Origin of the sequence: Duncaniella muris, assembly GCF_003024805.1 — a bacterium.
GTDB lineage: Bacteria > Bacteroidota > Bacteroidia > Bacteroidales > Muribaculaceae > Duncaniella > Duncaniella muris.
Map to the genome: position 1 here is coordinate 112,481 of NZ_PUEC01000003.1, position 22,860 is coordinate 135,340.

At 51.9% G+C, this 22,860-nt stretch carries 17 protein-coding genes, 2 tRNA genes and 1 pseudogene; 5 read left to right on the forward strand and 15 right to left on the reverse strand.

The window, feature by feature from the left end; genetic code table 11:
* Positions 1–50 precede the first annotated feature (50 nt).
* The 4 genes from C5O23_RS02025 to fucP all read right to left on the reverse strand — a co-directional run bounded on the left by C5O23_RS02025 (position 51) and on the right by fucP (position 7,303).
* The gene (locus C5O23_RS02025) at positions 51–1,043 is read right to left on the reverse strand and encodes an NAD(P)H-dependent glycerol-3-phosphate dehydrogenase (RefSeq protein WP_240597595.1); all 993 of its coding nucleotides are present in this window, start codon (positions 1,041–1,043) and stop codon (positions 51–53) included.
* A gap of 51 nt (positions 1,044–1,094) precedes the next feature.
* Complete coding sequence (gene lysS, locus C5O23_RS02030) at positions 1,095–2,837, reverse strand: lysine--tRNA ligase (protein WP_107031289.1); 1,743 nt, start codon at positions 2,835–2,837, stop codon at positions 1,095–1,097.
* Positions 2,838–3,184: 347 nt separating this feature from the next.
* Positions 3,185–5,920, reverse strand: coding sequence for a bifunctional fucokinase/fucose-1-phosphate guanylyltransferase (locus C5O23_RS02035; RefSeq protein WP_107031290.1), 2,736 nt, complete (start codon positions 5,918–5,920; stop codon positions 3,185–3,187).
* Between the two features lie 51 nt (positions 5,921–5,971).
* Complete coding sequence (gene fucP, locus C5O23_RS02040; RefSeq protein WP_107031291.1) at positions 5,972–7,303, reverse strand: L-fucose:H+ symporter permease; 1,332 nt, start codon at positions 7,301–7,303, stop codon at positions 5,972–5,974.
* A gap of 230 nt (positions 7,304–7,533) precedes the next feature.
* On the opposite strand from fucP, the gene C5O23_RS02045 reads away from it, so the two are divergent.
* From C5O23_RS02045 to C5O23_RS02065, 5 genes are all read left to right on the forward strand, one after another.
* A complete protein-coding gene (locus tag C5O23_RS02045; RefSeq protein ID WP_107031292.1) occupies positions 7,534–8,451 on the forward strand; it encodes a ribonuclease Z in 918 nt (305 codons plus the stop codon).
* 35 nt (positions 8,452–8,486) lie between these two features.
* Positions 8,487–10,271, forward strand: a complete 1,785-nt coding sequence (locus tag C5O23_RS02050) for an aminopeptidase P family protein (RefSeq protein WP_107031293.1) — start codon at positions 8,487–8,489, stop codon at positions 10,269–10,271.
* A gap of 27 nt (positions 10,272–10,298) precedes the next feature.
* Positions 10,299–10,835: a gamma carbonic anhydrase family protein gene (locus C5O23_RS02055; RefSeq protein WP_107031294.1), complete on the forward strand. Its 537-nt coding sequence runs from the start codon at positions 10,299–10,301 to the stop codon at positions 10,833–10,835.
* A gap of 211 nt (positions 10,836–11,046) precedes the next feature.
* A tRNA-Leu gene (locus tag C5O23_RS02060) sits at positions 11,047–11,128 on the forward strand.
* A 23-nt stretch (positions 11,129–11,151) separates the two neighbouring features.
* A tRNA-Ser gene (locus C5O23_RS02065) sits at positions 11,152–11,238 on the forward strand.
* Between the two features lie 196 nt (positions 11,239–11,434).
* On the opposite strand, the gene C5O23_RS02070 is transcribed toward C5O23_RS02065, so the two are convergent.
* The 11 genes and pseudogenes from C5O23_RS02070 to C5O23_RS02120 form a co-directional block, all read right to left on the reverse strand.
* Positions 11,435–11,974, reverse strand: a complete 540-nt coding sequence (locus C5O23_RS02070; RefSeq protein ID WP_107031295.1) for a beta-class carbonic anhydrase — start codon at positions 11,972–11,974, stop codon at positions 11,435–11,437.
* Positions 11,975–12,099: 125 nt separating this feature from the next.
* The gene (locus C5O23_RS02075; protein WP_107031296.1) at positions 12,100–12,861 is read right to left on the reverse strand and encodes a WecB/TagA/CpsF family glycosyltransferase; all 762 of its coding nucleotides are present in this window, start codon (positions 12,859–12,861) and stop codon (positions 12,100–12,102) included.
* A gap of 73 nt (positions 12,862–12,934) precedes the next feature.
* A complete protein-coding gene (locus tag C5O23_RS02080; protein ID WP_107031297.1) occupies positions 12,935–14,173 on the reverse strand; it encodes a glycosyltransferase family 4 protein in 1,239 nt (412 codons plus the stop codon).
* 38 nt (positions 14,174–14,211) lie between these two features.
* Positions 14,212–14,385, reverse strand: a pseudogene (locus C5O23_RS14635) (DapH/DapD/GlmU-related protein); the annotation flags it as partial.
* A 373-nt stretch (positions 14,386–14,758) separates the two neighbouring features.
* A complete protein-coding gene (locus tag C5O23_RS02090) occupies positions 14,759–15,694 on the reverse strand; it encodes a glycosyltransferase family 2 protein (protein WP_153062490.1) in 936 nt (311 codons plus the stop codon).
* Positions 15,691–16,521: a glycosyltransferase family 2 protein gene (locus tag C5O23_RS02095; protein ID WP_107031355.1), complete on the reverse strand. Its 831-nt coding sequence runs from the start codon at positions 16,519–16,521 to the stop codon at positions 15,691–15,693. The genes C5O23_RS02090 and C5O23_RS02095 overlap by 4 nt, the downstream gene beginning before the upstream one ends.
* 2 nt (positions 16,522–16,523) lie before the next feature.
* Positions 16,524–17,627: a glycosyltransferase gene (locus tag C5O23_RS02100; protein ID WP_107031299.1), complete on the reverse strand. Its 1,104-nt coding sequence runs from the start codon at positions 17,625–17,627 to the stop codon at positions 16,524–16,526.
* Between the two features lie 30 nt (positions 17,628–17,657).
* A complete protein-coding gene (locus C5O23_RS02105; RefSeq protein ID WP_107031300.1) occupies positions 17,658–18,878 on the reverse strand; it encodes an EpsG family protein in 1,221 nt (406 codons plus the stop codon).
* A gap of 24 nt (positions 18,879–18,902) precedes the next feature.
* Positions 18,903–20,258, reverse strand: a complete 1,356-nt coding sequence (locus tag C5O23_RS02110) for a lipopolysaccharide biosynthesis protein (protein WP_107031301.1) — start codon at positions 20,256–20,258, stop codon at positions 18,903–18,905.
* A 55-nt stretch (positions 20,259–20,313) separates the two neighbouring features.
* Positions 20,314–21,630, reverse strand: a complete 1,317-nt coding sequence (locus C5O23_RS02115; protein ID WP_107031302.1) for a nucleotide sugar dehydrogenase — start codon at positions 21,628–21,630, stop codon at positions 20,314–20,316.
* Positions 21,631–21,971: 341 nt separating this feature from the next.
* Positions 21,972–22,832 (reverse strand): motility associated factor glycosyltransferase family protein, encoded by an 861-nt coding sequence (locus C5O23_RS02120; RefSeq protein ID WP_107031303.1) that lies wholly within the window; start codon positions 22,830–22,832, stop codon positions 21,972–21,974.
* Between the last annotated feature and the right edge of the window lie 28 nt (positions 22,833–22,860).

The window sequence follows — 22,860 nt, forward strand, 5'->3', positions numbered from 1 at the left end:
ATTTGGTAAGATCTCTGTTGCGTGGGGCGCTGATTGCAGTACCCGCTTATTTATATAAACCATTTTCCGAGCGATCTGATTGACCGTTCGGCATTGGCGTGGCGGTAAAGCACATCGTAGACGGCATCAAGGATCGGCATTTCAACCCCGTAGCGTTTGTTGATTTCCTTTATACACTTTGTGCCGTAATAGCCTTCGGCTGTCTGCTCCATCTCCATCCTTGCGGTCGACACGGAGTAGCCTTTGCCTATTATGGAGCCGAAATTGTGGTTTCGGGAGAAGCGTGAGTAGGCCGTCACCAGCAGGTCGCCGAGATAGACCGAGTCACAGATGCAGCGCGGGCGGGGGCATACTTCATCGATGAAGCGTTCCATCTCGCGGATGGCGTTGCTGACGAGCATAGCGAGTAAATTGTCACCTCCCTTCATGCCGTGGACAATCCCGGCGGCTATGGAGTAGACGTTTTTCAGCACGGCCGCATATTCGATGCCTTCCACGTCGCTTGAGGGTATGGCGCGGGTGTTGGGTGAGGTGAGCAGCTTGCCGAAGAGTTCAGCGTTGGCCACGTCATGACAGCCTACGGTCAGGAAACTCGGCCGGTCAAGGGCCACTTCCTCTGCATGGCAAGGGCCGGCCACCACCAGCACGTGTTCTGGCTTTACCCCGAAATGGTGGATGACGAAATCCGAGATGATCTCGTTGTCGCCGGGCACTATGCCCTTGACAGCCGAGACAATGTGTTTGTCGGATATGTCGGTGGTGATTTTGTTGATATGGGTTTTGAAGTATGGCGAAGGCATGACCATCAGCAGAGTGTCAGCCTGGGAGCATACGTAGTTTATGTCGCTTGAAAATTCAATCCGGGAGACGTCAAACTGGACGTCGGTAAGGTAAGCGGGATTATGGCCGAGCTTTTTGAAGTCGTCGATACGGTCATCGCGCCGCATATACCAGAGTATGGAGTCACAGTTGCGCAGGAGGAGCTTGGCGAGCGCTGTAGCCCAGCTCCCGCCGCCCATCACTGCTATTTTGTTGAATGCCATGAGTATGCGCGAAATGATTTATTTGTCAGAGTCGAATATGTGTGGAGTCTGTTATTCGCCTGCCGCGAGTGTGGCGGCTGCTATCCACTTTTCGATTTCGTCGACGAGGGGAGCTTTGAAACCGAGTTTGAATTTCTTGTTGATGCCGCAGAGTTCCTGGTGGAGTTTTCCGGCGCTCTGGGCCGAGAGGAGTTCAACGGTGTAGACTCCGGCTTTGTAGAGGGGTGCTACCCATTCGGCGGGAACGCCGAGGGCGGTGAAGGCTTCCTCCTTGTCGCGGCGCTGCACCTTTTCGGGGCGCATCTGCGGGAAGAAGAGCACTTCCTGGATGGTGCTCTGTCCGGTCATCAGCATGACGAGGCGGTCGATGCCCATGCCCATGCCTGATGTGGGGGGCATGCCGTATTCGAGAGAGCGCACAAAGTCCTGGTCGATGATCATTGCTTCGTCATCGCCCTTGTCGGCAAGCTTCATCTGCTCAACGAAACGTTCATACTGGTCGATCGGGTCGTTAAGTTCCGAATAGGCGTTGGCGAGTTCCTTGCCGTTGACCATCAGTTCGAAGCGTTCGGTAAGTTCGGGGTTCTCGCGGTGTTTCTTGGTCAGAGGCGACATCTCGATGGGGTAGTCGATGATGAAGGTGGGCTGTATGTAGCTGCCTTCACACTTCTCGCCGAAGATTTCGTCGATGAGTTTGCCTTTGCCCATAGTCTCGTCTACTTCGATGCCGAGAGAGGTGGCAGCTTCTCGGAGCTGCTCTTCGGTCATGCCGGTGATGTCTATTCCAGTGTGCTCCTTGATGGCATCGGTCATGGTGACGCGGCGGAAGGGGGCCTTGAAGCTGATCATGTTGTCGCCAACCTTGATCTCTGTGGTGCCGTTGACTTCGAGACAGATGGTCTCAACGAGTTTTTCGGTGAATTCCATCATCCAGTTGTAGTCCTTGTAGGCCACGTAGATCTCCATGCAGGTGAATTCCGGGTTGTGGGTGCGGTCCATGCCCTCGTTGCGGAAGTTCTTGCCGATTTCATAAACTCCGTCAAAACCACCTACAATGAGGCGCTTGAGATAAAGCTCGGTGGCGATACGCATGTAGAGCTCCATGTTGAGGGAGTTATGGTGGGTGATGAAGGGACGGGCGCTTGCTCCGCCGGCTATCGACTGGAGAATCGGGGTCTCTACCTCCATGTAGCCGTGGTCATTGAAGAACTTGCGCATTGAGTTGAGCACTTTGGTGCGCTTTACGAAGATATCTTTCACGCCGTCGTTGACAATGAGGTCCACGTAGCGGCGGCGGTAGCGGAGTTCGGGATCATCAAAAGCGTCGTAGGTCACGCCGTCTTTCACCTTCACGATAGGCAGCGGGCGCAGTGACTTGCCGAGCACAATCAGTTCCTGGGCGTGGACCGAGATCTCGCCGGTCTGAGTGCGGAACACGTAGCCTTTGATGCCTACAAAGTCACCGATGTCAAGGAGTTTCTTGAACACCACATTGTAGAGGTCTTTGTCTTCGCCCGGACAGATTTCGTCGCGGTTCACATAGACCTGGATGCGGCCTTTGGAGTCCTGAAGTTCAAGAAAAGAGGCTTTGCCCATGATGCGGCGGCCCATGATTCGGCCTGCTATGGCCACATCGCGGCGGGGGGCTTCGTCTGCAAAAGTTTCTTTAATTTCGTCGGAGTAGCCGCTGACCGGAAATTCGGCTGCGGGGAAGGGGTCTATGCCACGGCGACGCATTTCGTCAAGACTGCCTCGACGTACGATCTCTTGTTCACTGAGTTCAAGGACATTCATATATTGATGATTTTGATTTTATTTGCTTATATATATTAAGGTGTAAATGTAGCTTGTTTTCCGACCGCAGTGGCGGGAAATAAGTGCAAATTTAAATAATTTTTCGCCTATGCCCAACAAAATAGGCTCCAAAACCTAATGGTTATTGTTAAAAACGCTAAAAATGAGGCCGTTGAGGCCACACTGAAATTTGGCCGGCGGTCAGATGCCGGAGCGTCTATTCAGGAGGGTTTTAAACAGTTTCTTAAACAGCCTCGAAATGATTCGCCTCGGCGAGGCTGGTTGACAGATCTGTCTGCTAACCAGCCTTGCCGAGGCGGAATATCGTGGGGGACTAATAGCGGTTGTCAGCTGCGGGTCACGGTCAGACCGGAGCGCGAGAGCGACATGTCGACGAAGCGGGCGTTGGGACGGAGCGGGTCGGCATTCAGTGTCTGACGGATGCGTGCGGCGGCTTCCGGATCTTTTGCCACCATGTAGAGATAGCCTCCGCCACCGGCTCCGGGGAGCTTGTAGCCGAGACAGAGATCGTCGATGCGGCGGGTGATGGCCTCGACTGCCGGCGGGTTGGTGCCGCTGTCAAGAGCCATGTTCTGGGCCCAGGTGTCGCGGATCAGGCGCCCCATGCGTTTGAAGTTGCAACGCTGGATGGCGTCGAACATTTCAAGCGTGTGGGCTTTCATGTGGCGCAGCAGGCGCAGCTGTTTCCCTTCGTTGAGGAACATGTTGCGGACAATTTCGGCGAGAATGTCTTTGGCGGTGCGGGTGATACCTGTGTAGTAGAGCAGGTGGCAGGCCGAATAGCCGGGATCGGTGAACACGGTGTCGGGGAGCCAGTTGACAGCCGGGTTCTGGTCGAAGCCCTTGGTGCTCTGCAGAAGTTTGACTCCGCCGAGCACTCCGCCGTACTGGTCCTGCCAGCCTCCGCCGGTGGTCAGGAGCTGTTCGAGCACGAGAGTGCGCTTGCAGATCTCGTTTTTGTCCCAGGCCAGGGCGCAGAAGTCGCTGAGGGCGCCGAGCACTGTGGCTGCGAGGATGCTGCTTGTGCCCAGACCGCTGCCTGCGGGGATGGCTGAGAAGAGGGTGATTTCCAGTCCTGAGCCGAAGTCGAGAAGCTGGTCGCGGAGTGAGGGGTAGCTGACACTGCAGAAACGGGGATGGAAACCTGCAAGCGCCAGTGCGGCCTTGGGGATTGAGAATGGACTGCCTACGCGGTGGAAATCAAGGATTCCGTCAAAGGATTCGATGATTTCTTCGGCGCCGAGGTCGATGCTGCGGCAGATAATGTGGGGCTCCGGGCAGGGCCGCACGTAGGCCTGGAGCGGCTGCTGGCCGTTGAGCTCGATGGCGAAGTTGATCACATTGCCACCTTCCATCAGACAGAACGGCGGGGTGTCGGTCCAGCCTCCGGCTATGTCGATGCGCACCGGGGAGCGGCTCCAGACAATCTGGTCGGAGCAGACGTCGCGCCGGGGGAGTTCCTTGTGTTCGAGCACGGTGCGGGTGAGGCCTTCGCGCAGGAGCGAGAAGGCACGCTCTTCATGGGCCTGCGGGTCGGCTCCGGTGAGTCTGCTGACCTCCGCGCGGAACATCGAATCGCTGATGCGGGTGATCAGCGGTTCGTCATCGGCGAGCGGAGCGGGCATCTTCAGGGAGTCATTGGCAAAGGCCGTTGCGGCTTCGCGCAGGTCGCTCTGATAGAAGACGCTGTGGCGGTGGTTGGCGGCAAGGGCCTCGCGGTTGGCACGGCGGAATCTGCGGCGCTGGTCAACGAGGCGGTCCAGGCGGGCTATGTCGGAGATACGCTCGGCGCTGATCAGCTCATAGGCCGAGAGGTCGGCATCTCCGGCGAGCATGGCTTTGATGACGCGGCCCGTTTCGGCGATGTCGCTGACGATGGGGAAGCGCGGGCGGGTCTGCTCTTCGCCGGCAAATTTGTCGTCGATGCCGTAGACGCGCACGGCGAATCCGTCATCGCCCACGGGGACAATGTCTATGCACTGGCCTGGGGCGAGAGCCAGCTGCCAGTCGTTTTCAGGTATGCCTGTGAGGATGTGGTCAGAGGTGAGCTGCCATCCGGCGCCTATGCAGCTGTTTTCAATCCAGATGTTGGTGTTGGCCGAGGTGAATCTGATTCCGGCCTTGGAGTTCTGGACGAAAATTGACGGATGGGGCTTGCGGTCGCGGTGCATGATCTCGCGCTGGTCGTTGACAATGTTCTGCACGGCGAGGGTAGAGCTGATCATCTCGCGTCCGGTGCCGTAGTGGTAGAACTCTCCGCCCGGCAGTGGGACTATGGCTACCTTGAGCTGGCTCAGTTCCGGATCGGCTACACCGGGATTGGTGCCCAAGGCGCATCCGAAGTCTGAGTAGAGGTCATATTCGCGGAGCGCTCCCTCGGCGTCGCGGCTACGCCGGCGCAGCAGTTCCACGGCCCGGTCGCTCAGAAGCCATACGCCTATGTCGGTCAGGTAGTAGCCGGTCTGCAGGAGTGAGTTGAGAGTGTCGACGGAGGGTTTCTGCAACATGCGGTCGAGAATCGAGGGAGCGGAGTGGGTGCTGTAGAAAACGCCGTGGTCTTTGGCTATGGATGAGTCGAGCCAGAGACCATAGCAGACCACGTCTGCCTCAGGCACCGGGGGGAGCTGGGCGGCCGCGCGGATATAGACATCGCCGCTGACAATCATGGTGTGGACGTTGGCCGGAGCGGCGTCCATGATGCGTTCGTAGAGAGGCAACTGGAGGTCAAGCAGGGTCTGGGTGATGGACTGTCCGCGCTCCCAGCGGAACACGGGGACCGGGGTGAGAATCTTGCCTGAGGGTGCGTAGGAGGGGAGGCGGCGGCTCTGCCCTCCGGCGTGGAGTATGATGCGTTTTTGGCCGGCAAGCCAGTTTTCGAAGGGCTCGGCCGATGATTCGGAGGCTCGGTGGCATTCTTCGAGTATCCAGGTGGTGCCGCCGCCGCTGCCGAGGCGGTGGCCGATGGGGTCTGATGTGCAGAAGTAGTCCGAAGCTGGAAGTCCGGTGATTTTATGAAAACAGCCCACGAGGTTGGGTGGGAGCGATAGCAGTTTTTTTGTCATGGTGATGATGGATAAGACAGGGGGTGGGGTGGAGGAAGTGTGGTTTGCTTCTTATTCAGTCTCGCCGGAGTGTGTGCGGCGATAGGCGCGGGTTCCGTAGGCTGTGATGACAATGAAGCAGATCAGAGGAATGGCGAATGAGAGATTGGTCGACGGAAGTCCGCCGGCGGTCACTCCGGAGTCGATGACGAGGGCCTGGAGCGGGGGGAACACCGAGCCTCCGAGAATCGACATGATAAGTCCGGCACTGCCGAATTTGACATTGTCGCCGAGTCCGCGCAGGGCTATGCCGTAGATGGTGGGGAACATGAGCGACATGCAGGCGCTGATGCCTACGAGGCAGTAGACTCCTGAGCGGTCGGTCATCACTATGGCGCCGACAGAGAAAATGGCCGCCAGGATGCCGAGAATTGAAAGCAGGCGTCCGGGGGCTATGTATTTCAGGAACCAGGTACAGACAAAGCGGCTGCATGTGAAGCAGATCAAGGCCGCGATGTTGAATTTCTGCGAGAGTATCTCGGCGCTGCGTTCGTCCATGCCTTCTGACATGAAGACGTGTGTGCCATACTGGATGATAAATGTCCAGCACATCACCTGGGCGCCTACATAGAAGAACTGGGCTATGACACCTTCGCGGTAGTTTTTGATTCTGACAAGCTCGCCGAGAGCGGTAGAGAGTTTCTTGCTCGAACGGGTGTCGCCGGCCTTCGGCATCTTGAGCAGGCGCACGAGTATGATGATGGCCACGAGCACGGCGGCTATATAGATATAGGGCTGGATGAGCACCCACAGGTCGTCGCTTTTAATCTGTTCGAATTCTTCGGGCGAGAGCAGGGCGCGCTCGGCGGTGTCGAGTGGATGAAGCCGCTCCTGCACGAAGTGCATGGCCACATACATGCCTGCCAGTGCCCCGATCGGGTTGAAAGCCTGGGCGAGGTTCAGACGCCGGGTGGCGCTTTCTTCCGGTCCCATGCAGTAGATATAGGGATTACAGCTCGTCTCAAGGAAAGACAGGCCGCAGGTCATGATGAAATACGCCGCGAGGAAGGGATAGTAGAACCCGGCCATCTGAGCGGGGATGAACATGGCGGCGCCGACGGCATAGAGCGAGAGGCCAAGAAGCACACCGGCTTTGTAGGAATACCGCTGGATGAACAGTGCGGCGGGGAAGGCCATGCAGAAATAGCCGAGATAGAAGGCCACCTGGACAAGTGCGCCTTCGGTAACGCTCATGCGGAAAATCTTTGAAAAGGCTTTGACCAGCGGACCGGTAATGTCATTCGCAAAGCCCCATAGAGCGAAACATGAGGTGATGATGATAAAGGGCAAGAGAAGGCTTACGCCGTCGCGCGACAGCAGCGGAGCTTGTTTTGAAGAACTCATGAGTAATTAGATATCTGTATGATATGAAAGTTTAGAAGGCTTTTTATCCGTGCAAAGTTACAATAAATCGTTGATATTTCACCTATAAATAAGGCGTGATTTGAATGACGCTCGTCAGCAGGAGAAAGTGGGAGGGGCGGATGTTTTTGCAGAGCTGAGGTCGAATTTAAGCCGAATTAAACTCGTCAGATAGCACAAATTCGATTTATTTCCTTAAATTTGCTGCTGTAATGGCAAAGTTTCAGATCAATATTCTCGGATGCGGTTCTGCAACGCCCACGGCGCGGCACCAGCCGTCGTGTCAGGTTGTGAATTTTCGCGACAAACTTTTTATGATAGATTGCGGCGAGGGCGCGCAGTCGCAGTTCCGGCGCATGGGGCTGAAATTCTCACGCCTCAACCACATCTTCATCTCGCATCTTCACGGCGACCATCTTTTCGGGCTGCCGGGATTGCTTTCCACAATGGCACTCCACGAGGTGAGCGGTTCGGTGACAATCCATATCTTCCGCGACGGCGCAAGACTCATGAAAGAGTGGATGGATTTTTTCAACCGCAACTCTCCGTTTGAGATCATATATGACGTGATCGAAGAGGGCGAACGCCGCATCGTCTATGAAGACGGCGGACTGACCGTGGAGACTTTTCCGCTCTACCACCGCACCCCCTGCACGGGCTTCATCTTCCGCGAGAAACCCAAACTGCGCCATCTGCGCGGCGATATGGTGAAGTTCCACAATATACCCATAGCCATGCTTCAGGCTGTCAAGGAGGGAGCCGATTTCGTCAGAGAAGACGGCACGGTGATTCCCAACGCGCTTCTGACCTCTCCGGCCGATCCGTCGGTGAGCTATGCCTATTGCAGCGACACGATGATGGACCCGCGGGTAGCGGCTGACATCAGCGGGGTCGACACGGTGTATCACGAGGCGACTTATGACGACTCGATGGCCGACCGTGCCCGCGAACGCGGCCATTCAACCGCCCGCCAGGCTGCGGAAATCGCACTGCAGGCCGGCGCCCGGCGCCTGATCATAGGCCATTTCTCAAAACGCTACAATTCGGAAGAACTCCTGCTCCGCGAAGCCGGAGAGGTGTTCCCAGATGTCATTCTGGCCAACGAGGGCCTGAAAGTAGATCTCGAATAAAACAGTTCAGACAACTTAAATCAAACAGAATACTTATGCAAAATCCCGTCATCGAGCGCATTGACGCTCTCCGCAAGGAAATGAATGAAGCCGGAGTCAAGGCTGTAGTCCTGCCCCGTACCGACGCCCATCTGAGCGAATATATCTCGGCCCACTGGCATATTGTCCGCTATCTCAGCGGTTTCACCGGTTCGGCCGGCACTATGGTTGTCACCGATAAGGAGGCCTTGCTGTGGGTAGACAGCCGTTATTTCCTCCAGGGAGCACAGCAGATTGAAGGCTCAGGCATAATCCTTATGAAAGACGGCTTGCCTGACACTCCGTCAATTGCCGGCTACCTCTGCGAGAATCTTTCGAAAGGCGACAAAGTGGGTATAAACGGAATGCTGATGTCAATCGACGAGACTGCCGTCCTGCGCAGCCGCCTCAATGCCGCAGGCATAGAGCTTGACGTGGACTTCGACCCGATTGACCGCATCTGGACCGACCGTCCCGCACTCCCCTCTGACAAGATTTTTATCCACGATGAAAAATATGCCGGTGAATCAGCCGTCTCGAAAATGGCACGCATCCTCGACTCAGCCAAAGCCCAGGGCGCACAGGCTTATTTCACCTCGGCCCTCGACGAAATAGCCTGGATTCTCAATATCCGCTCTAACGATGTGCCCTGCAACCCGGTGGCAACCTCCTTCCTCTATGTGGCCCCGTCAGGCAGCACTCTCTTTGTCGATGAAGCCAAGCTGACCCCGGAGGTCAAGGCTTATCTGGCAGAGGCCGGAGTGGCTACAGCTCCCTACGCCTCTGTGCTCACCGCACTGGCTGCCCTGCCAGCCGGAGTGAAGGTGCTGTTAAGTGGTTCAAGGGCATCCGGTGCGATAGCCCATGTGCTCGAAGACCGTTATGTCAAGGGTGATTCTCCTGTAGCGCTTCCGAAGGCAATCAAAAACGATGTGCAGATCGCAGGCATTCGTCAGGCCCATCTGCGCGACGGTGTGGCTATGGTCCGCTCACTCATGGAAATCGAGCGCACGGTTGCCGCAGGCGAACGCCTCACCGAAATGGACGTGGCCGACATCCTGCTCCGCCACCGCTCTAAAGGCGAACTCTACTTCGATCTTAGCTTTGAAAGCATCTGCGGTTTCGGTGCCAACGGCGCGATTGTCCACTACACCGCCGACGAAACCAGCAACACCGTCATCACCAAAGGCAACCTCCTGCTGATCGACTCAGGCGCCAACTACCTCGACGGAACCACTGACATCACCCGCACCATCGCTATCGGAGAACCCTCGGCCGACATGCGTCACGATTTCACCCTCGTGATGAAAGGCCACATAGCCATCGCCACCTCAGTCTATCCCGAAGGCACCCGCGGGGCACAGCTCGACGCACTTGCCCGCATGCCGCTCTGGAAAGAAGGCAAGAGCTATCTCCACGGCACAGGACACGGAGTAGGCCACTTCCTCAATGTCCACGAAGGCCCGCAGAGCATCCGCCTCAACGACACACTCGCACCGCTCACCCCCGGTATGCTCACCTCAAACGAACCCGGAGTCTACCTGGCAGACCGCTATGGCATACGATGCGAAAACCTCGTGCTCACAATCCCTTATGAAGAAACCGAGTTCGGCAAATTCTATGCCTTCGAGACCATCACGCTCTGCCCGTTTGACCGCTCGCTATTCGACACCTCGATCATGTCGGCCGAAGAAATCCGCTGGGTCGACGACTACCACCGCACCGTCTATGACCGTCTGGCCCCGCTGATGGAAGCCGACGAACGCCAGTGGCTCGCCGCAGCAACCGCACCCTTGAAATAACCCCACAAAAAATACCAATTATAACATATGGCTCTGATCATACCCGTAAGGGGATTTACACCCGAAATCGGCGAAGATACATTTCTGGCTGAAAACGCCACCGTCATCGGCGATGTGGTGATGGGCAGCGAATGCAGCGTCTGGTTCAACACCGTGATCCGCGGCGACGTCAACTCCATCCGCATCGGCAACCGCGTCAACATCCAGGACGGCTCCGTGCTCCACACCCTCTACAAAAAATCGACCATCGAAATCGGCAACGATGTCTCGATCGGCCACAACGTCACCATCCACGGCGCCAAAATCCACGACTACGCCCTCATAGGCATGGGCGCAGTGGTGATGGACGATGCCGAAGTAGGCGAAAACGCCCTTGTGGCCGCCGGCTCCGTAGTGCTCTCCCGCACCAAGATCGGCCCCAATGAACTCTGGGGTGGCGCTCCCGCCAAATTCATCAAAATGGTCGACCCGGAAACATCGCGTGAGCTCAACACCAAGATAGCCCGCAACTATCTGATGTATTCCCGCTGGTACACCGACCCTGACGCACCGACCGATTTCTGACCTCCCCCTCATCGGCAAAAAACAATCCGCAGGTGTCTTCCGGGTCAGTCCGGAAGACACCTGCGGATTGTTTTTTCAGCCAAATTTTGAAAAAGCCGTGCAAAACCACGCTCAAATAATTGGCGGGAATAAAAAAAATCACTACCTTTGTGGCCGTCTAAATCACGGACCACTTGCAAAGTCCTCCGTGAGCCGAAGTTGAAAAGCATTTGCCCGGATGGCGGAATCGGTAGACGCGCCGGTCTCAAACACCGGTGGAGCAATCCATCCCGGTTCGATCCCGGGTCCGGGTACACAGAATAAACCAACGATCACAGGAAGGATGCCGGAGTGGTCGATCGGGGCGGTCTCGAAAACCGTTGTTCCCTTACGGGAACCCAGGGTTCGAATCCCTGTCCTTCCGCAGAAAACTCGAATGAAACCCGCTGCTGGCCAGCGGGTTTCATTCGTTTTACATCTCCCCGCGCCCCCGGCAGAAGAACATTGGGGGGCAGCGATTCCGGAGCCATCCGGCTCGCATCTGACACCCGTTTTTTTGCATAGACCACAAAAAAAGCCCTGCCGGAGCAGAGCTTTTTAATGTTTGTTTCAATTGAGGATCAGAGGCTTTCGAGGAGGCCGGTCTCGGAATCCATAATGTAGCCCGCCACGCGGACATCCTTGGCCATCAGCGGATGGTTGCGTATCAGATCCACAGTCTCGTTCACCGCCTCGGCTGTATCTGAAAAACCATGCAGCCAGCTGTTGAGATCAATACCGCAGTGGCGCATGAGCGAGATATGCTCCTCGTCGATACCGCGCTCGCGCATCAGGCCGAGCATCTCCTCGGCATCCATCCCCTGCACTCCGCAGCCGGTGTGGCCGATGACCATCACCTCGTTGACCCCAAGTTCGTAGACCGCCACCAGCAGGGAGCGCATCGTGGAGTCAAACGGATTTGTAATCGTGCCCCCGGCATTCTTTATCATCTTCACATCACCGTTTCTGATGCCGAGAGCGGCAGGCAGAAGTTCGACAAGGCGTGTGTCCATACAGGTCACGATAGCGATACGTTTGTCGGGATATTTCGAGGTCTTGAACTGCCGGAAACCCTCCGACTCGACAAACTCGCGGTTGTATTTCAGAATTTCGTCAATCATAATGCAACAAACTTCGGTTGATTTGAAAAATTGCTGCAAAATTAACTCAAAAAATCCTCACGGCGTAAATTTTCAGACGAAAAAGCCGAGCGCTCCAGCCGCTGAACACCAATTCCTTGAAAAACCTACACATGCTCCGGCAGATGAGACATGACAGCCCTCTTCCTCCGATATTCGCCAAGAAGCAGCCGCGGAAGCGACCTGATTATGTCAATGCAGCGGCCTATCTGTTTGCCCGGCTCCGAGAAAATGCGGTGGACAAACTCAAGGTGGTTCCTGATCATCCACTCAGGCGCACGTTTGATATCTTCCGAGCCGTAAAACTTAAAGGCCGCACCGACAGCTATCATCACCCCGTGGCGCAGATGAGGCTTCAGCTTGCTCATGAACCACTCCTGCTTCGGAGCACCCAGCGAAACCCAGATGATGTCAGCCCCGTCGCGGTTCACCATATCGGCTATCGCCTTATAGTCAAACTCATCGGCCCCGCAATATGGTAGCTCCACAAACTGCATCTGCTCTACGTCAGGATTCCAAGGTAAAATGTTTTTTTTCAGCCCTTTAAGAATCTCGGCCGATGAACCGAGAAAGATCATGCGGTAGCGCCGGCTGCTGACAATATCCTTGAAAATCGAACTTCCGCAATATTGCGGGAAGCGCTTGCCGTAGATCCATTTTATATAGAGTGGCACATATGAACTGTCGCAGATGGAAAACATTCCTCCGTTGACCACATCGAGATACTCCTGATTGCGGTTGACCTCATTGAGAATCACCCCGTCAGCCACGCACACATAATCGCCCCCCGGCATCTCCACCCTGCGCGCAATAGCCCTGTGGACCTCATCACGGTCAAACTCGTAACGTATGTTGAAATAATTATCCATTTATATATGAGAAGAATTGTTTGTAGGCCGTATTACTGACGGCTTTGGTTGCATAAAGTGTCGTGTATTTTATTTATTTCCATGAAAGGACATCCTTATAGATATTGACCATTTGTCTGATTTTATTGTCCCAGGAAAGTTCTTGTTGTCTTTGGTGGCAGTTTTCCCGAAAACGTTGTAGAGTTTCAGGAGATGCTATTAGTTTGGAAATTGCTGTTGAAAAATCATGTACACTCTGTCTGGTGTTCGTCACGGGTATTTTTACTCCGATCTTATCATTGACAACATCTCCCTGGCCGCAGGTGTCGAAGCAGACAACAGGAAGATTGTTTTGAATAGCTTCTAAAACCACATGTGGTGTGCCCTCGTCAATACTTGTAAATAGGAATAGATCAGAGTCTTTCATCAGTTGATGGACTTCGGTGTTTGGGATCTTTCCATGAAAGGTTATGGCATTCGCGCAATTCAATTGTTCAGCCAGTCTGTTGGCCTCCTTGATTTGCTCTGGAGTGCCACTCCCTGCTACATGCAGCTGTAGTTCTGGATGCTGAGCATGAAGCGATGCTACCGTTTTGATTGCCAATGGCAATTGTTTCCGGTAGTCGAATTTTCCAACCCATAGAATGGAAAATGAGTCAGAAGACTTTTTGATTGATTCAGTCTCCTTAACATAGCATCCGGTTTCGTTCATGACGATCACATCTTTGCGATGGTGAGTTCGGATGAATTCGCCTACTTCAGATGTCGCGGCCAGAACTTTCACCGCTCTTTTCATCGCATTTTTCGACAGGGGATAATGAAGCATCTGCCATCTGCTGACATGATTCTTCAGCCATAATTTAAATTTGGCTTTAGAATCCAAGCCATCGGTATAACCCAATGAAACTTCTTTCATTGCTCCTATAGGCCCCCAGACAAAAGGAATTCCATCAATTTTCCAAAGTGATCCTGGCTCTCTGAACCCGATCATGTTAAGCTGGTGGATAATATCAATCTTTTGATGATTTATGATTTCGCGAGCGATTTCGAGCGTTTTTTCCTGCCATTTTCTGTAATGCCAGTAAAATCTCCAGTCACCCTGATTCCAGCACATTCTGCGCACCTTATCCGGTAACGGGTTATAATAGAAATGAAGATTAGCCTTATGAGGGAGTTTGTCAACTGCCTCTTCTATTTCTTTTCTCCATTCACCTTCAGTTATCACATGGACGTTACAATATTTAGCCAGGTTAATCACCCAGTTCCATCCCAATCCTTGCTCACTGCCCCAGTTTGGAGCTACAGCATATGCGTTTATCAGAACGTTGATCATAAATTTTGTATAGCTTCCAGATGAATGTTTTCCTCTTCTTCCGTATTGAATCTCTTTTTGATGACTTTAGCCGGATTACCACCGACAATTGTCAGAGGGGCTACGTCTTTAGTAACAACCGAACCAGCCGCAATGATCGCTCCGTCTCCGATTTTTACGCCACCCATTATTATGGCGCCATGTCCGATCCACACATCGTTGCCTATTTCGGTCGGTGCATCTGTCCCTCTCGGAGACTCCCACACGGGCGTCCCTGCTATATTATAGGAATGCTCGTTGCGTCCGATGAACGAGACATGAGCGGCACATAACACATAATTGCCGAAATGTGCATCGGCCGACACATGGCAGTGTGGACCAAGTTGCACATGATGTCCGAACGTCAGAATCCGGTGAGGAGCATTGAGATGGACTGTACTGTGGATGCGAGTCATGCCGGATGTCTTTATCCATCGTTGCCTTATGCGGAAGCGGACAAAACTTCTGGCCCAATTGGCAATGCTTCGGAGTTTATAGACAAAATTTGAGCGTCCGACAGGCTTGTTGTTGCTGATATTATTTTTCATAAGAGAGTTTTTGGCAGTGTCATGAAAAAAGTTTTTTCAGTTTTTTTCTCAATCCGATCATGCGGATACGGAAAAAGTCTTTCCGTTCAAATTTTTGCATCTGTCGGTCTACGGCTACTTTTGCCGGAGCTTTAAGAGGCCACTTCATCGGCTCGATCTGAAGATGGGCATAAGGATCAATGTCGGAGCTTTCATAGTGAGCGCCTCCGACACCGGAACAGCCTATGTTTTTTGACAGATTTGTGCGTGGCACCAGACACAGTCCTCTGTTGGACATGATTGAAAATGCCCATCGGGTGTACCATGAATTGACGCGGTCGCCGTTTGCGATATGCCTGTGGTCAGACGACCAGTAGTAGGTCCTCATAAGCCCCTCGAACAGGCCGTAGGCTTTTATGACATCTGAAATCCCGGTCGAAGGCCATTTTGACATTGACATATCCATTCTGGCCCATGCGCGGCGCCAAGTGGCCCATCCCCATATGAGGACCGAATTAGAGAAGGTGTATTCGTCGGCGATATAACTCTCTTTGGGTGCATAGCACTGAGCTGTGACCATCATGACGCGGTCATCATTGGCATAGAGAGGCATGACCTCCTCACACATCCGATAGAAATCAGGTGACACAATTACATCATCCTCGATGATGGCACCCCATTCCACGTTTTCGAAAAACCAGTCGATAGCCGAACTTACAGCCCCGGCACAGCCGAGATTTTCTGTCCGGAACAATGTGTTTACCTCGCATTCCCAGTCTATCATATCCAGTACGGCCTTGCGGGTCTGGTCACAGCGTCCGGCCTCACCCTCTTTGTGTGGGCGCGGACCGTCAGCGGCGATAAACAATCTTTCAGGCTGATATTCTCTGATGGCCTTGAATGCTTCTGCCGTTACATCTTTTCTGTCAAAAATCAGAAAAAGGATCGGAGTCTTATGTGGTGTTTGATTGCTCATTTTTGCCATATGGATGGAAATAAGACATGAATGAAATTTGAACAGAACGTCATGCAGGCCGGAAGCAATCCGGAGTGGCGCCTGCGGAATCTGAAAAACTCAAATGGATTCGCTCCTGTCGGTGACATGAAATGACGCCAGCGTTCGGAAAACGGCTTTGAACTGTCAGCCCACTTCGCAATATTTGGATGAGTGTCACAGATCCCCTGAAATCCCGGTGCTACCACGCTGTCTATGCCCGATTCCGATGCCCGGAGACCATAATCGAAATCACCGAGACTATGGCGGAAGACCGGGTCAAGAGTGCCGAGTTTTCGATAGACCTCTGCGGGAACTAAGACGATGTTTCCGTTGAACGTTTTGCACCGGCTGGTCTTCTCGCTGTCCGTCGGATCAATCAGCTTCATATTGGTGTCTCGTCCTCCATATGTGATCCGGTCAGGATTGTCTGAGGCATGACAGGTGCCGACAATGATGCTGCCCGTATTCTTTTCTGCTGTCCGGATCAGATTGCCGATAGCATCAGAGAGAAGCGTAGTGTCATCATTTAGCCATAGATAGAATTCAGGGTCAGATTTTGCCGCCTCATTCCAAGCGGCGATCATCCCGCGGTTCCAGTAGAGCGAACCGTCACCTGCAACGATTCTCACATCCGGAAATCTTTCTCTGACAGCATCGGCGGTTCCGTCCGTACATCCGTCATCGGTCAGATAGACCTCGATGGAATATCCTTCGGGAACACTGCCCGAAAACAGCGACTCCAGACAAGTAAGAGTCGTCTCTCTTCGGTTGAACACTGTAAGAAGAACTGCAATTCGCTTGTTCATGATCATCTGTTATACAGCTTATATATTTCCTTGATATTTCTTGGCAGAAAATATTTTGAATTGACAAGTCTATAAGCATTCTCTACGATTTCATTCTTCAATGTCGGTTCGGCTTGTAATTTGTTTACTGCTGTCACAATCTCCTTATTGCTCTCAGGAATTAGTATCGAGCATTTTGAATCGGAATTGAAATCGCGCAAACCGGGAACATCATAAAGTATAGCCGGAATTTTGCAAGCCATAGCCTCGATAGTAGTGATCGGGATTCCTTCGTATCGAGAAGTCATGATATAAATGTCTGATGCGATCAAAAATTTTCTGACATCCCGTTGATTGCCGAGGAAGCGGATATGTTTTTCAACTTTAAGTTCCTTGGCAAGGGCTTTCTCTGCATCAGTAGAAATTCCTTGTCCTAAATGCAGGTAAACGATATTGGGATATCTGGCTGTCAGTTCTGGTATAATCCGGATTATTTCATCATGACGCTTTACTGAAGAACAACCTCCTACAGAAATAATAACAAGAGCGTCTTCCGGGATAGACAACGCTTTCCTCGTCTCGCGTTTTTCATCATCGGTTGCCGGGTAAAAACGTTTGTTACCGAACCAGTTGTAAACTTTCGTTGTCTTATTGTGATAATAATTGCGTTCGTTGTTATAGACACTGTCGGAAATCGACTGGAACTGGCAGCCCAAAAGTTTTTTCGCACTCCATCTGAGCCATGCCTGATATGGCCATGTCAGCAGTCGTGAGCGGAAGCAGCTGTGAAAAGTGTACACAGACTTTATTCCGGCCATTCGGGCTACAAAAGCCATCCCCCATTTCATTTTTGATGAATGAGTGTGGATTATATCAATTTGTTCATCTTTTACAAACTTCACCAGATTTTTGTAATACGATATTTTACCGATGACACTATTAGGATAGGGACGATGCAGCACCGTATAACCGGCATGCTCAAATGCCGGTGCATATTCTCCGAGTTCTGATGCGGTGTTCATGACATATAGCTTGCAGCCTAATTTATTAAATTCATCAGCAGCATCAACATACATTATCTCCGCACCCGAATAGCAAAGTTTATTTAAAACGTGTAGAATTTTCATCTTGAATCAATTAAAATAGTAAATATGTAATTAGATCAGATACAGCAATCCTGATTTCAGCAGATTGTCTAAATTGGTATAAGACCAGACACTATGCAGTGTCAGATATATAAATATTACAAGGATCATGATGGAGCCGAATAAAAACATCAGGCGGCTGATTTTGGAATTTCTGAACAGAGCTGCGAAAATCAGCGATATAAACGGATAGAGCAGCATCAGAAAGCGGGCGAATATCTCACTGAGATTTATATTTAGCAGGACAAATACAGCGATTATTGCAGGAATGTTGAACAGGTGCCTTAATCCGTTAGATGTATTGTCGGTCGCGTTTCGGGTCTGCATCTGACTGCAATAAAAGGATGTAACCAATATGGTCACGGCAAGCAGTATTGATGCCGGAGTGGCTTCGCCGAGATCGAATACTTTGGTGGCACTCGCACGTTGCAGGGCATATGATGCTGTAGAGTCGCTGAATATTGACAGGGAAAGCAGGTAGCCGCTTATCAGACGGATGCTTCCTATGATCAGAAGAACGATTGAATAGGCTGTAATGTTCTTTTTGATCGGTTTGTCAAGAATCGGGATAAAAAGCAGTATCACCGGAAGCAACGTCATAGTGTGGATGGTAGGGCAGAGTATCAGTAGTATCCAGTGTGTTTTCTGATACAGACACCGTTCCACCATGACATATATGAAGATGCTGATTGCTAAACTCTGGCGCAGCAACTGGATTGAAAGTGAAAAAACATATGGATTAAAGCAAGTCAGCATTACCGCCGCCATGACCACACCTTTGTTGACTGTAGTTTTCTGGCAGAACTTTAATGTGGCCAGATTGAGAAAAATATATTGTATTACAGTCGTTAAAATTTTATATATTTCCTCCTTGCTGCTTATGAAATGATTGACACACCAGACATATGTGGCATACGCGGCCTCACTCTTTTTTTTCTGACCGGATAGATATGATAATAGGTCTGTCTTGCCGCTTTGTTTGAACCACCGGACATAATAGAACAGGTCGTTGTCATTGACCTTTGACGAGTTGATGATAGCGAGAAGCAGAATGGAGAAAATGATCAGGAAAATAATGTTTCTGTGCCATATCCTCTGACCCATTGACGGGGAGGCATAGCAGACCAGTAGCAGCACCGCCAATGCCCCGACCGGCTGGATGAGGAAAAGGCAGGAAATAAAAACGTACAGTATCGTGTACTGGCTTTGTGTATAAGTTCTCGTGGCTATCATAAAAACAAAAACTTATATGTAATATCATTTGTTCCAATAACCCGTGGCGGTATTATTGAGAATTTTATTGATCTGTACATGTCCAGATATAGCTTGGCAAAAGCATACCAGTGTTGGAACCAGCAATAGTCCGGGAACCCCATAGAGGCGACACAGCCATGACATACATGGATATGCGATAACGGCAAATGTAAGGTATATTACAAGCTGAATGTGGATCTTGCCGATACCGTTTATCATACACATGTAGATGCCTCCGCATAAATTTGCAAAAATATAGATGGCCTCGCTGATATTGATTTCTGCCGGAACAATTACTTTCTTGTCAATCCATAGGTTGATAAACGGAGTTGCCAGAAAGTACATTATGGCCGTTACAGGTATTCCGGCCAGAAGTGCTTTCTGCAGAATGGAGGCTATTCTGCGCATCCATTCAAAATTTTTCTGTGCATAGGCATCTGTGAAAGCAGACCAGATGTTGCCTAAAGCAAGGCTTGAAACCATAGTCAGTATGCTGAAATATCTATGCGATATATTGTACTGAGTCACGACTTCCGGCCCTAAATTGCGAGAGATGATAATGTTCATTATCTGATAGATAAACAACATGGAAGTCGTGATAATGAAAAATTTCCCTCCGATCCCAAGGATATCTTTCACATATTTGAGCCGTATGTAGCCGAAATTCGGGCGAAACTGGCGGTAGCGGGTATTGAAGAATATGATTGAGCAGAGCACCAGCGTGACAAACGGGATGCCGGAAAAAATGAATGCAAGTGAGGTTATGGACCCTGATTTAACAGTCTTGGTCAGAATGAAGATCACCAATAACGCAAGACCCTGGCCCAGCACTTGTATTCCTGATGAGAAAGCTGACCGCTGATCGGCTATCAGCATGGTAGAGAATGTCTGAAAAACTATATTCAGTCCAAAAAATCCCAAAAGAACCGCAAATGTCATTCTCAGTTCCTCGCAGTATGACTGATCTACTTTAAGCACAGAACTCCAGTCTACTATGAAGCTGACAGGGATCATTACCGACATGAAAACCACAAACGAAATGAACAGCGCCGCATACGTGGTCGACACATACACGCGGGCCATCTTCAGTTTCCCACATGCTTTCAGAGTCGTAAAGCGGTTTCTGAATCCGTTTGTCAGGCCGATGTCAAAGAAATAGAACCAGGCCATGAGCGAACTCAGAGTCAGCCAGATGCCATATTGGACCGGATTTACGTAATTGATGGTTATAGGAACGATGAACAAAGAAATCAGCATACTGATTCCTTTAAGGACAACCGATGCCAGTATATTTTTCTTTAATAATATCGTGCGTTGGTCTCCTTTTTTGAAGAACATCCTGAGTGATTCAAGATTCATGAGCCGATGCTGTGGTTGACGGATTTTGTCAGTGGATTAAACAGTACTGCCTCTCTCAGTCGCGGCTGAAGAGATCTCTGGTGTAGACTTTGTAGCTGACATCCTTAAGGTCGGCGGAAGTGCGGTTGGCAAGGATGGCATGCGAAAGGCGCTTGAACTCTTCCAGATCATTGACAACCCGCGAGCCGAAAAACGTTGTCCCGTTCTCAAGCGTAGGCTCATAGATGATCACCGTGGCGCCCTTGGCCTTGATGCGCTTCATCACGCCCTGGATCGACGACTGGCGGAAATTGTCGGAATTCGACTTCATGGTCAGGCGGTAGACCCCGATCACACACTCCGTCTCAGCCCCTGTCGAATAGGCGTTCTGGGAACTGTAGTCATAATATCCGGCCTTCTTAAGCACCTGGTCGGCTATGAAATCCTTGCGGGTGCGGTTGCTCTCAACGATTGCCGACATCATGTTCTGAGGCACATCGGCATAGTTGGCCAGAAGCTGCTTAGTGTCCTTCGGCAGGCAGTAGCCGCCATAGCCGAACGACGGATTGTTGTAGTGTGTACCGATGCGCGGATCAAGTCCGATACCCTCGATGATGGCCTGCGAGTCGAGACCCTTGACCTCGGCATAAGTGTCAAGCTCGTTGAAATAGCTAACGCGGAGCGCGAGATAAGTGTTGGCAAACAGCTTCACCGCCTCAGCCTCCTTCATGCCCATGAACAGGGTGGGGATCTCCTCCTTGATGGCTCCCTGCTGCAGAAGCGAAGCGAAAGTCCGGGCGGCCTCATCGAGACGCGCAATGTCTGTCACAGCTAAAATAGCCTCGTTTTCCTCGCTGAACCGTTCGTCGGCAATGTTCTTTGGAGTGCCTACAATGATGCGCGAGGGATAGAGATTGTCATAGAGCGCCTTGCTCTCGCGCAGAAATTCCGGCGAGAAGAGCAGATTGAACTGCTTTACACCCTTGGCGGCATACTTCATATAGAGCGAACGGCAGTAGCCCACCGGGATGGTCGACTTTATGACCATCACCGCATCCGGATTTACTTCAAGCACCAGATCGATGACCTCTTCCACGTGCGACGTGTCGAAATAATTCTTCACCGGATCATAGTTGGTCGGAGCGGCTATCACAATGAAATCTGCCCCGCGGTAAGCCTCGGCGCCGTCAAGCGTGGCCCGCAGGTCAAGATCCTTTTCGGCAAGATATTTCTCGATATACTCATCCTGGATCGGAGACTTGCGCCGGTTGATGGCCTCGACTTTTTCGGGGATCACGTCAACGGCGGTGACGTGGTTGTGCTGAGCGAGAAGAGTCGCTATGCTGAGTCCTACGTAGCCTGTCCCGGCTACAGCTATGTCATATTGTTTCATTTGTGACTGTATAATGTGATATGCGAAAACGTGAGAGGCCTGAGCGTTTTTTTAGCTCGCGCCATGAAAAATGAGTGGAGCCGGTCAGGCACCAGAATGTAATGCAGTAAGGCCACAGGCCCTCAGCATGAGGCAGATGCGTGATATGGGCGAAGTGTAGACCGTACCGTCGGGTTAGAACAATTATTAGCAGAGGCCTGTGCTGACGCGGCCTCGGAAAGTGAGAAGATAGTATAGTACCGCAAAATTAATAATTAACATTTAAATTAGCAACTTTTAAGGAAACGGTTACAATGTCATACTAACATCTGCGGTCTGCCGATTGTTCATATCCCCGCCGTTTAAAAAGGCAGGGGACCACGGTCAAAGGCATCGATGAAAGACCCTGGAGTGGAATTGACAACTGTGATTCCGCAGGCTTTTGCATAAGCTTCCACCCGGTGATACGACCTGAAGGCAAGATAGAAACTCAGCAGCACATCGTGGAGCCTCACGTTGCTGTACACGCTCGCCACCCTCGAATGCTCCTCGTCATTATCCTTATAGAAATGGGGCTGAAAGTTCACCACCGTGTTCTCCTCGGTCACGCCAAGAGTCGACAGCCAGCCGTGGTCAGCCCCCGTCAGATAGATGGTGCGGAATCCGGCGAGCATCGCGGTCATCAGCGCCGGCACCAGCACATTGCGCGGACGCGGCATAGCCAGCCCGGTCCCGTAGAGCCACCGTTCAAGCCATCCGAACCCCTCGGCCCCTATGAAATTGAACCGTTCGATGCTGATATTCCGGTTAGTGATCTTCAGCCCCGACGCTTTCTGCGAGGTCGGAATGTAGAGCGTCATCGGCCAGTCCACAAGGCTGTTGAAGCGCTCAAACATTTTTCTGACATTCGGATCCGACTCGCGTCCCTCAAAGAAATGCGGATCTGCCAGAAGATAGAAATCAGGCCGCAGCATCGGAAACTCCTCGGCATTGGCCGCGAAATTCAGAGCCATCGTCGTAGCCCTGCACAGCTGCTCACCCCTGGAGTCGATCAGAGCCCTGAGCGACGGCCCGTTGCCGAGAATAATCAGAGGCTTCCCATCCGCGGCCATCGGCGAGGGCTTCACACCGGGCCTGCGCCCCAGAAGCGCCACCTTGGCCAGACTCTTCACACTCGTTCCGAGCCTCGCTCCGAAAACACTCAATTTTTCTGTCAGTTTCATGAAGACTTATGAATTGAATTTGAGAGGT

What these genes read in the sequence shown, in the direction of transcription:
- C5O23_RS02025 (WP_240597595.1), bottom strand. Translation starts at nt 1,043, where the DNA reads ATGGCATTCAACAAAATAGCAGTGATGGGCGGCGGGAGCTGGGCTACA.
- C5O23_RS02045 (WP_107031292.1), top strand. Translation starts at nt 7,534, where the DNA reads ATGGCAAAGTTTCAGATCAATATTCTCGGATGCGGTTCTGCAACGCCC.
- C5O23_RS02115 (WP_107031302.1), bottom strand. Translation starts at nt 21,630, where the DNA reads ATGAAACAATATGACATAGCTGTAGCCGGGACAGGCTACGTAGGACTC.
- C5O23_RS02120 (WP_107031303.1), bottom strand. Translation starts at nt 22,832, where the DNA reads ATGAAACTGACAGAAAAATTGAGTGTTTTCGGAGCGAGGCTCGGAACG.
- C5O23_RS02050 (WP_107031293.1), top strand. Translation starts at nt 8,487, where the DNA reads ATGCAAAATCCCGTCATCGAGCGCATTGACGCTCTCCGCAAGGAAATG.
- C5O23_RS02100 (WP_107031299.1), bottom strand. Translation starts at nt 17,627, where the DNA reads ATGAAAATTCTACACGTTTTAAATAAACTTTGCTATTCGGGTGCGGAG.
- lysS (WP_107031289.1), bottom strand. Translation starts at nt 2,837, where the DNA reads ATGAATGTCCTTGAACTCAGTGAACAAGAGATCGTACGTCGAGGCAGT.
- C5O23_RS02075 (WP_107031296.1), bottom strand. Translation starts at nt 12,861, where the DNA reads ATGGATAATTATTTCAACATACGTTACGAGTTTGACCGTGATGAGGTC.
- C5O23_RS02070 (WP_107031295.1), bottom strand. Translation starts at nt 11,974, where the DNA reads ATGATTGACGAAATTCTGAAATACAACCGCGAGTTTGTCGAGTCGGAG.
- fucP (WP_107031291.1), bottom strand. Translation starts at nt 7,303, where the DNA reads ATGAGTTCTTCAAAACAAGCTCCGCTGCTGTCGCGCGACGGCGTAAGC.
- C5O23_RS02090 (WP_153062490.1), bottom strand. Translation starts at nt 15,694, where the DNA reads ATGAGCAATCAAACACCACATAAGACTCCGATCCTTTTTCTGATTTTT.
- C5O23_RS02110 (WP_107031301.1), bottom strand. Translation starts at nt 20,258, where the DNA reads ATGAATCTTGAATCACTCAGGATGTTCTTCAAAAAAGGAGACCAACGC.
- C5O23_RS02095 (WP_107031355.1), bottom strand. Translation starts at nt 16,521, where the DNA reads ATGAACAAGCGAATTGCAGTTCTTCTTACAGTGTTCAACCGAAGAGAG.
- C5O23_RS02035 (WP_107031290.1), bottom strand. Translation starts at nt 5,920, where the DNA reads ATGACAAAAAAACTGCTATCGCTCCCACCCAACCTCGTGGGCTGTTTT.
- C5O23_RS02055 (WP_107031294.1), top strand. Translation starts at nt 10,299, where the DNA reads ATGGCTCTGATCATACCCGTAAGGGGATTTACACCCGAAATCGGCGAA.
- C5O23_RS02105 (WP_107031300.1), bottom strand. Translation starts at nt 18,878, where the DNA reads ATGATAGCCACGAGAACTTATACACAAAGCCAGTACACGATACTGTAC.
- C5O23_RS02080 (WP_107031297.1), bottom strand. Translation starts at nt 14,173, where the DNA reads ATGATCAACGTTCTGATAAACGCATATGCTGTAGCTCCAAACTGGGGC.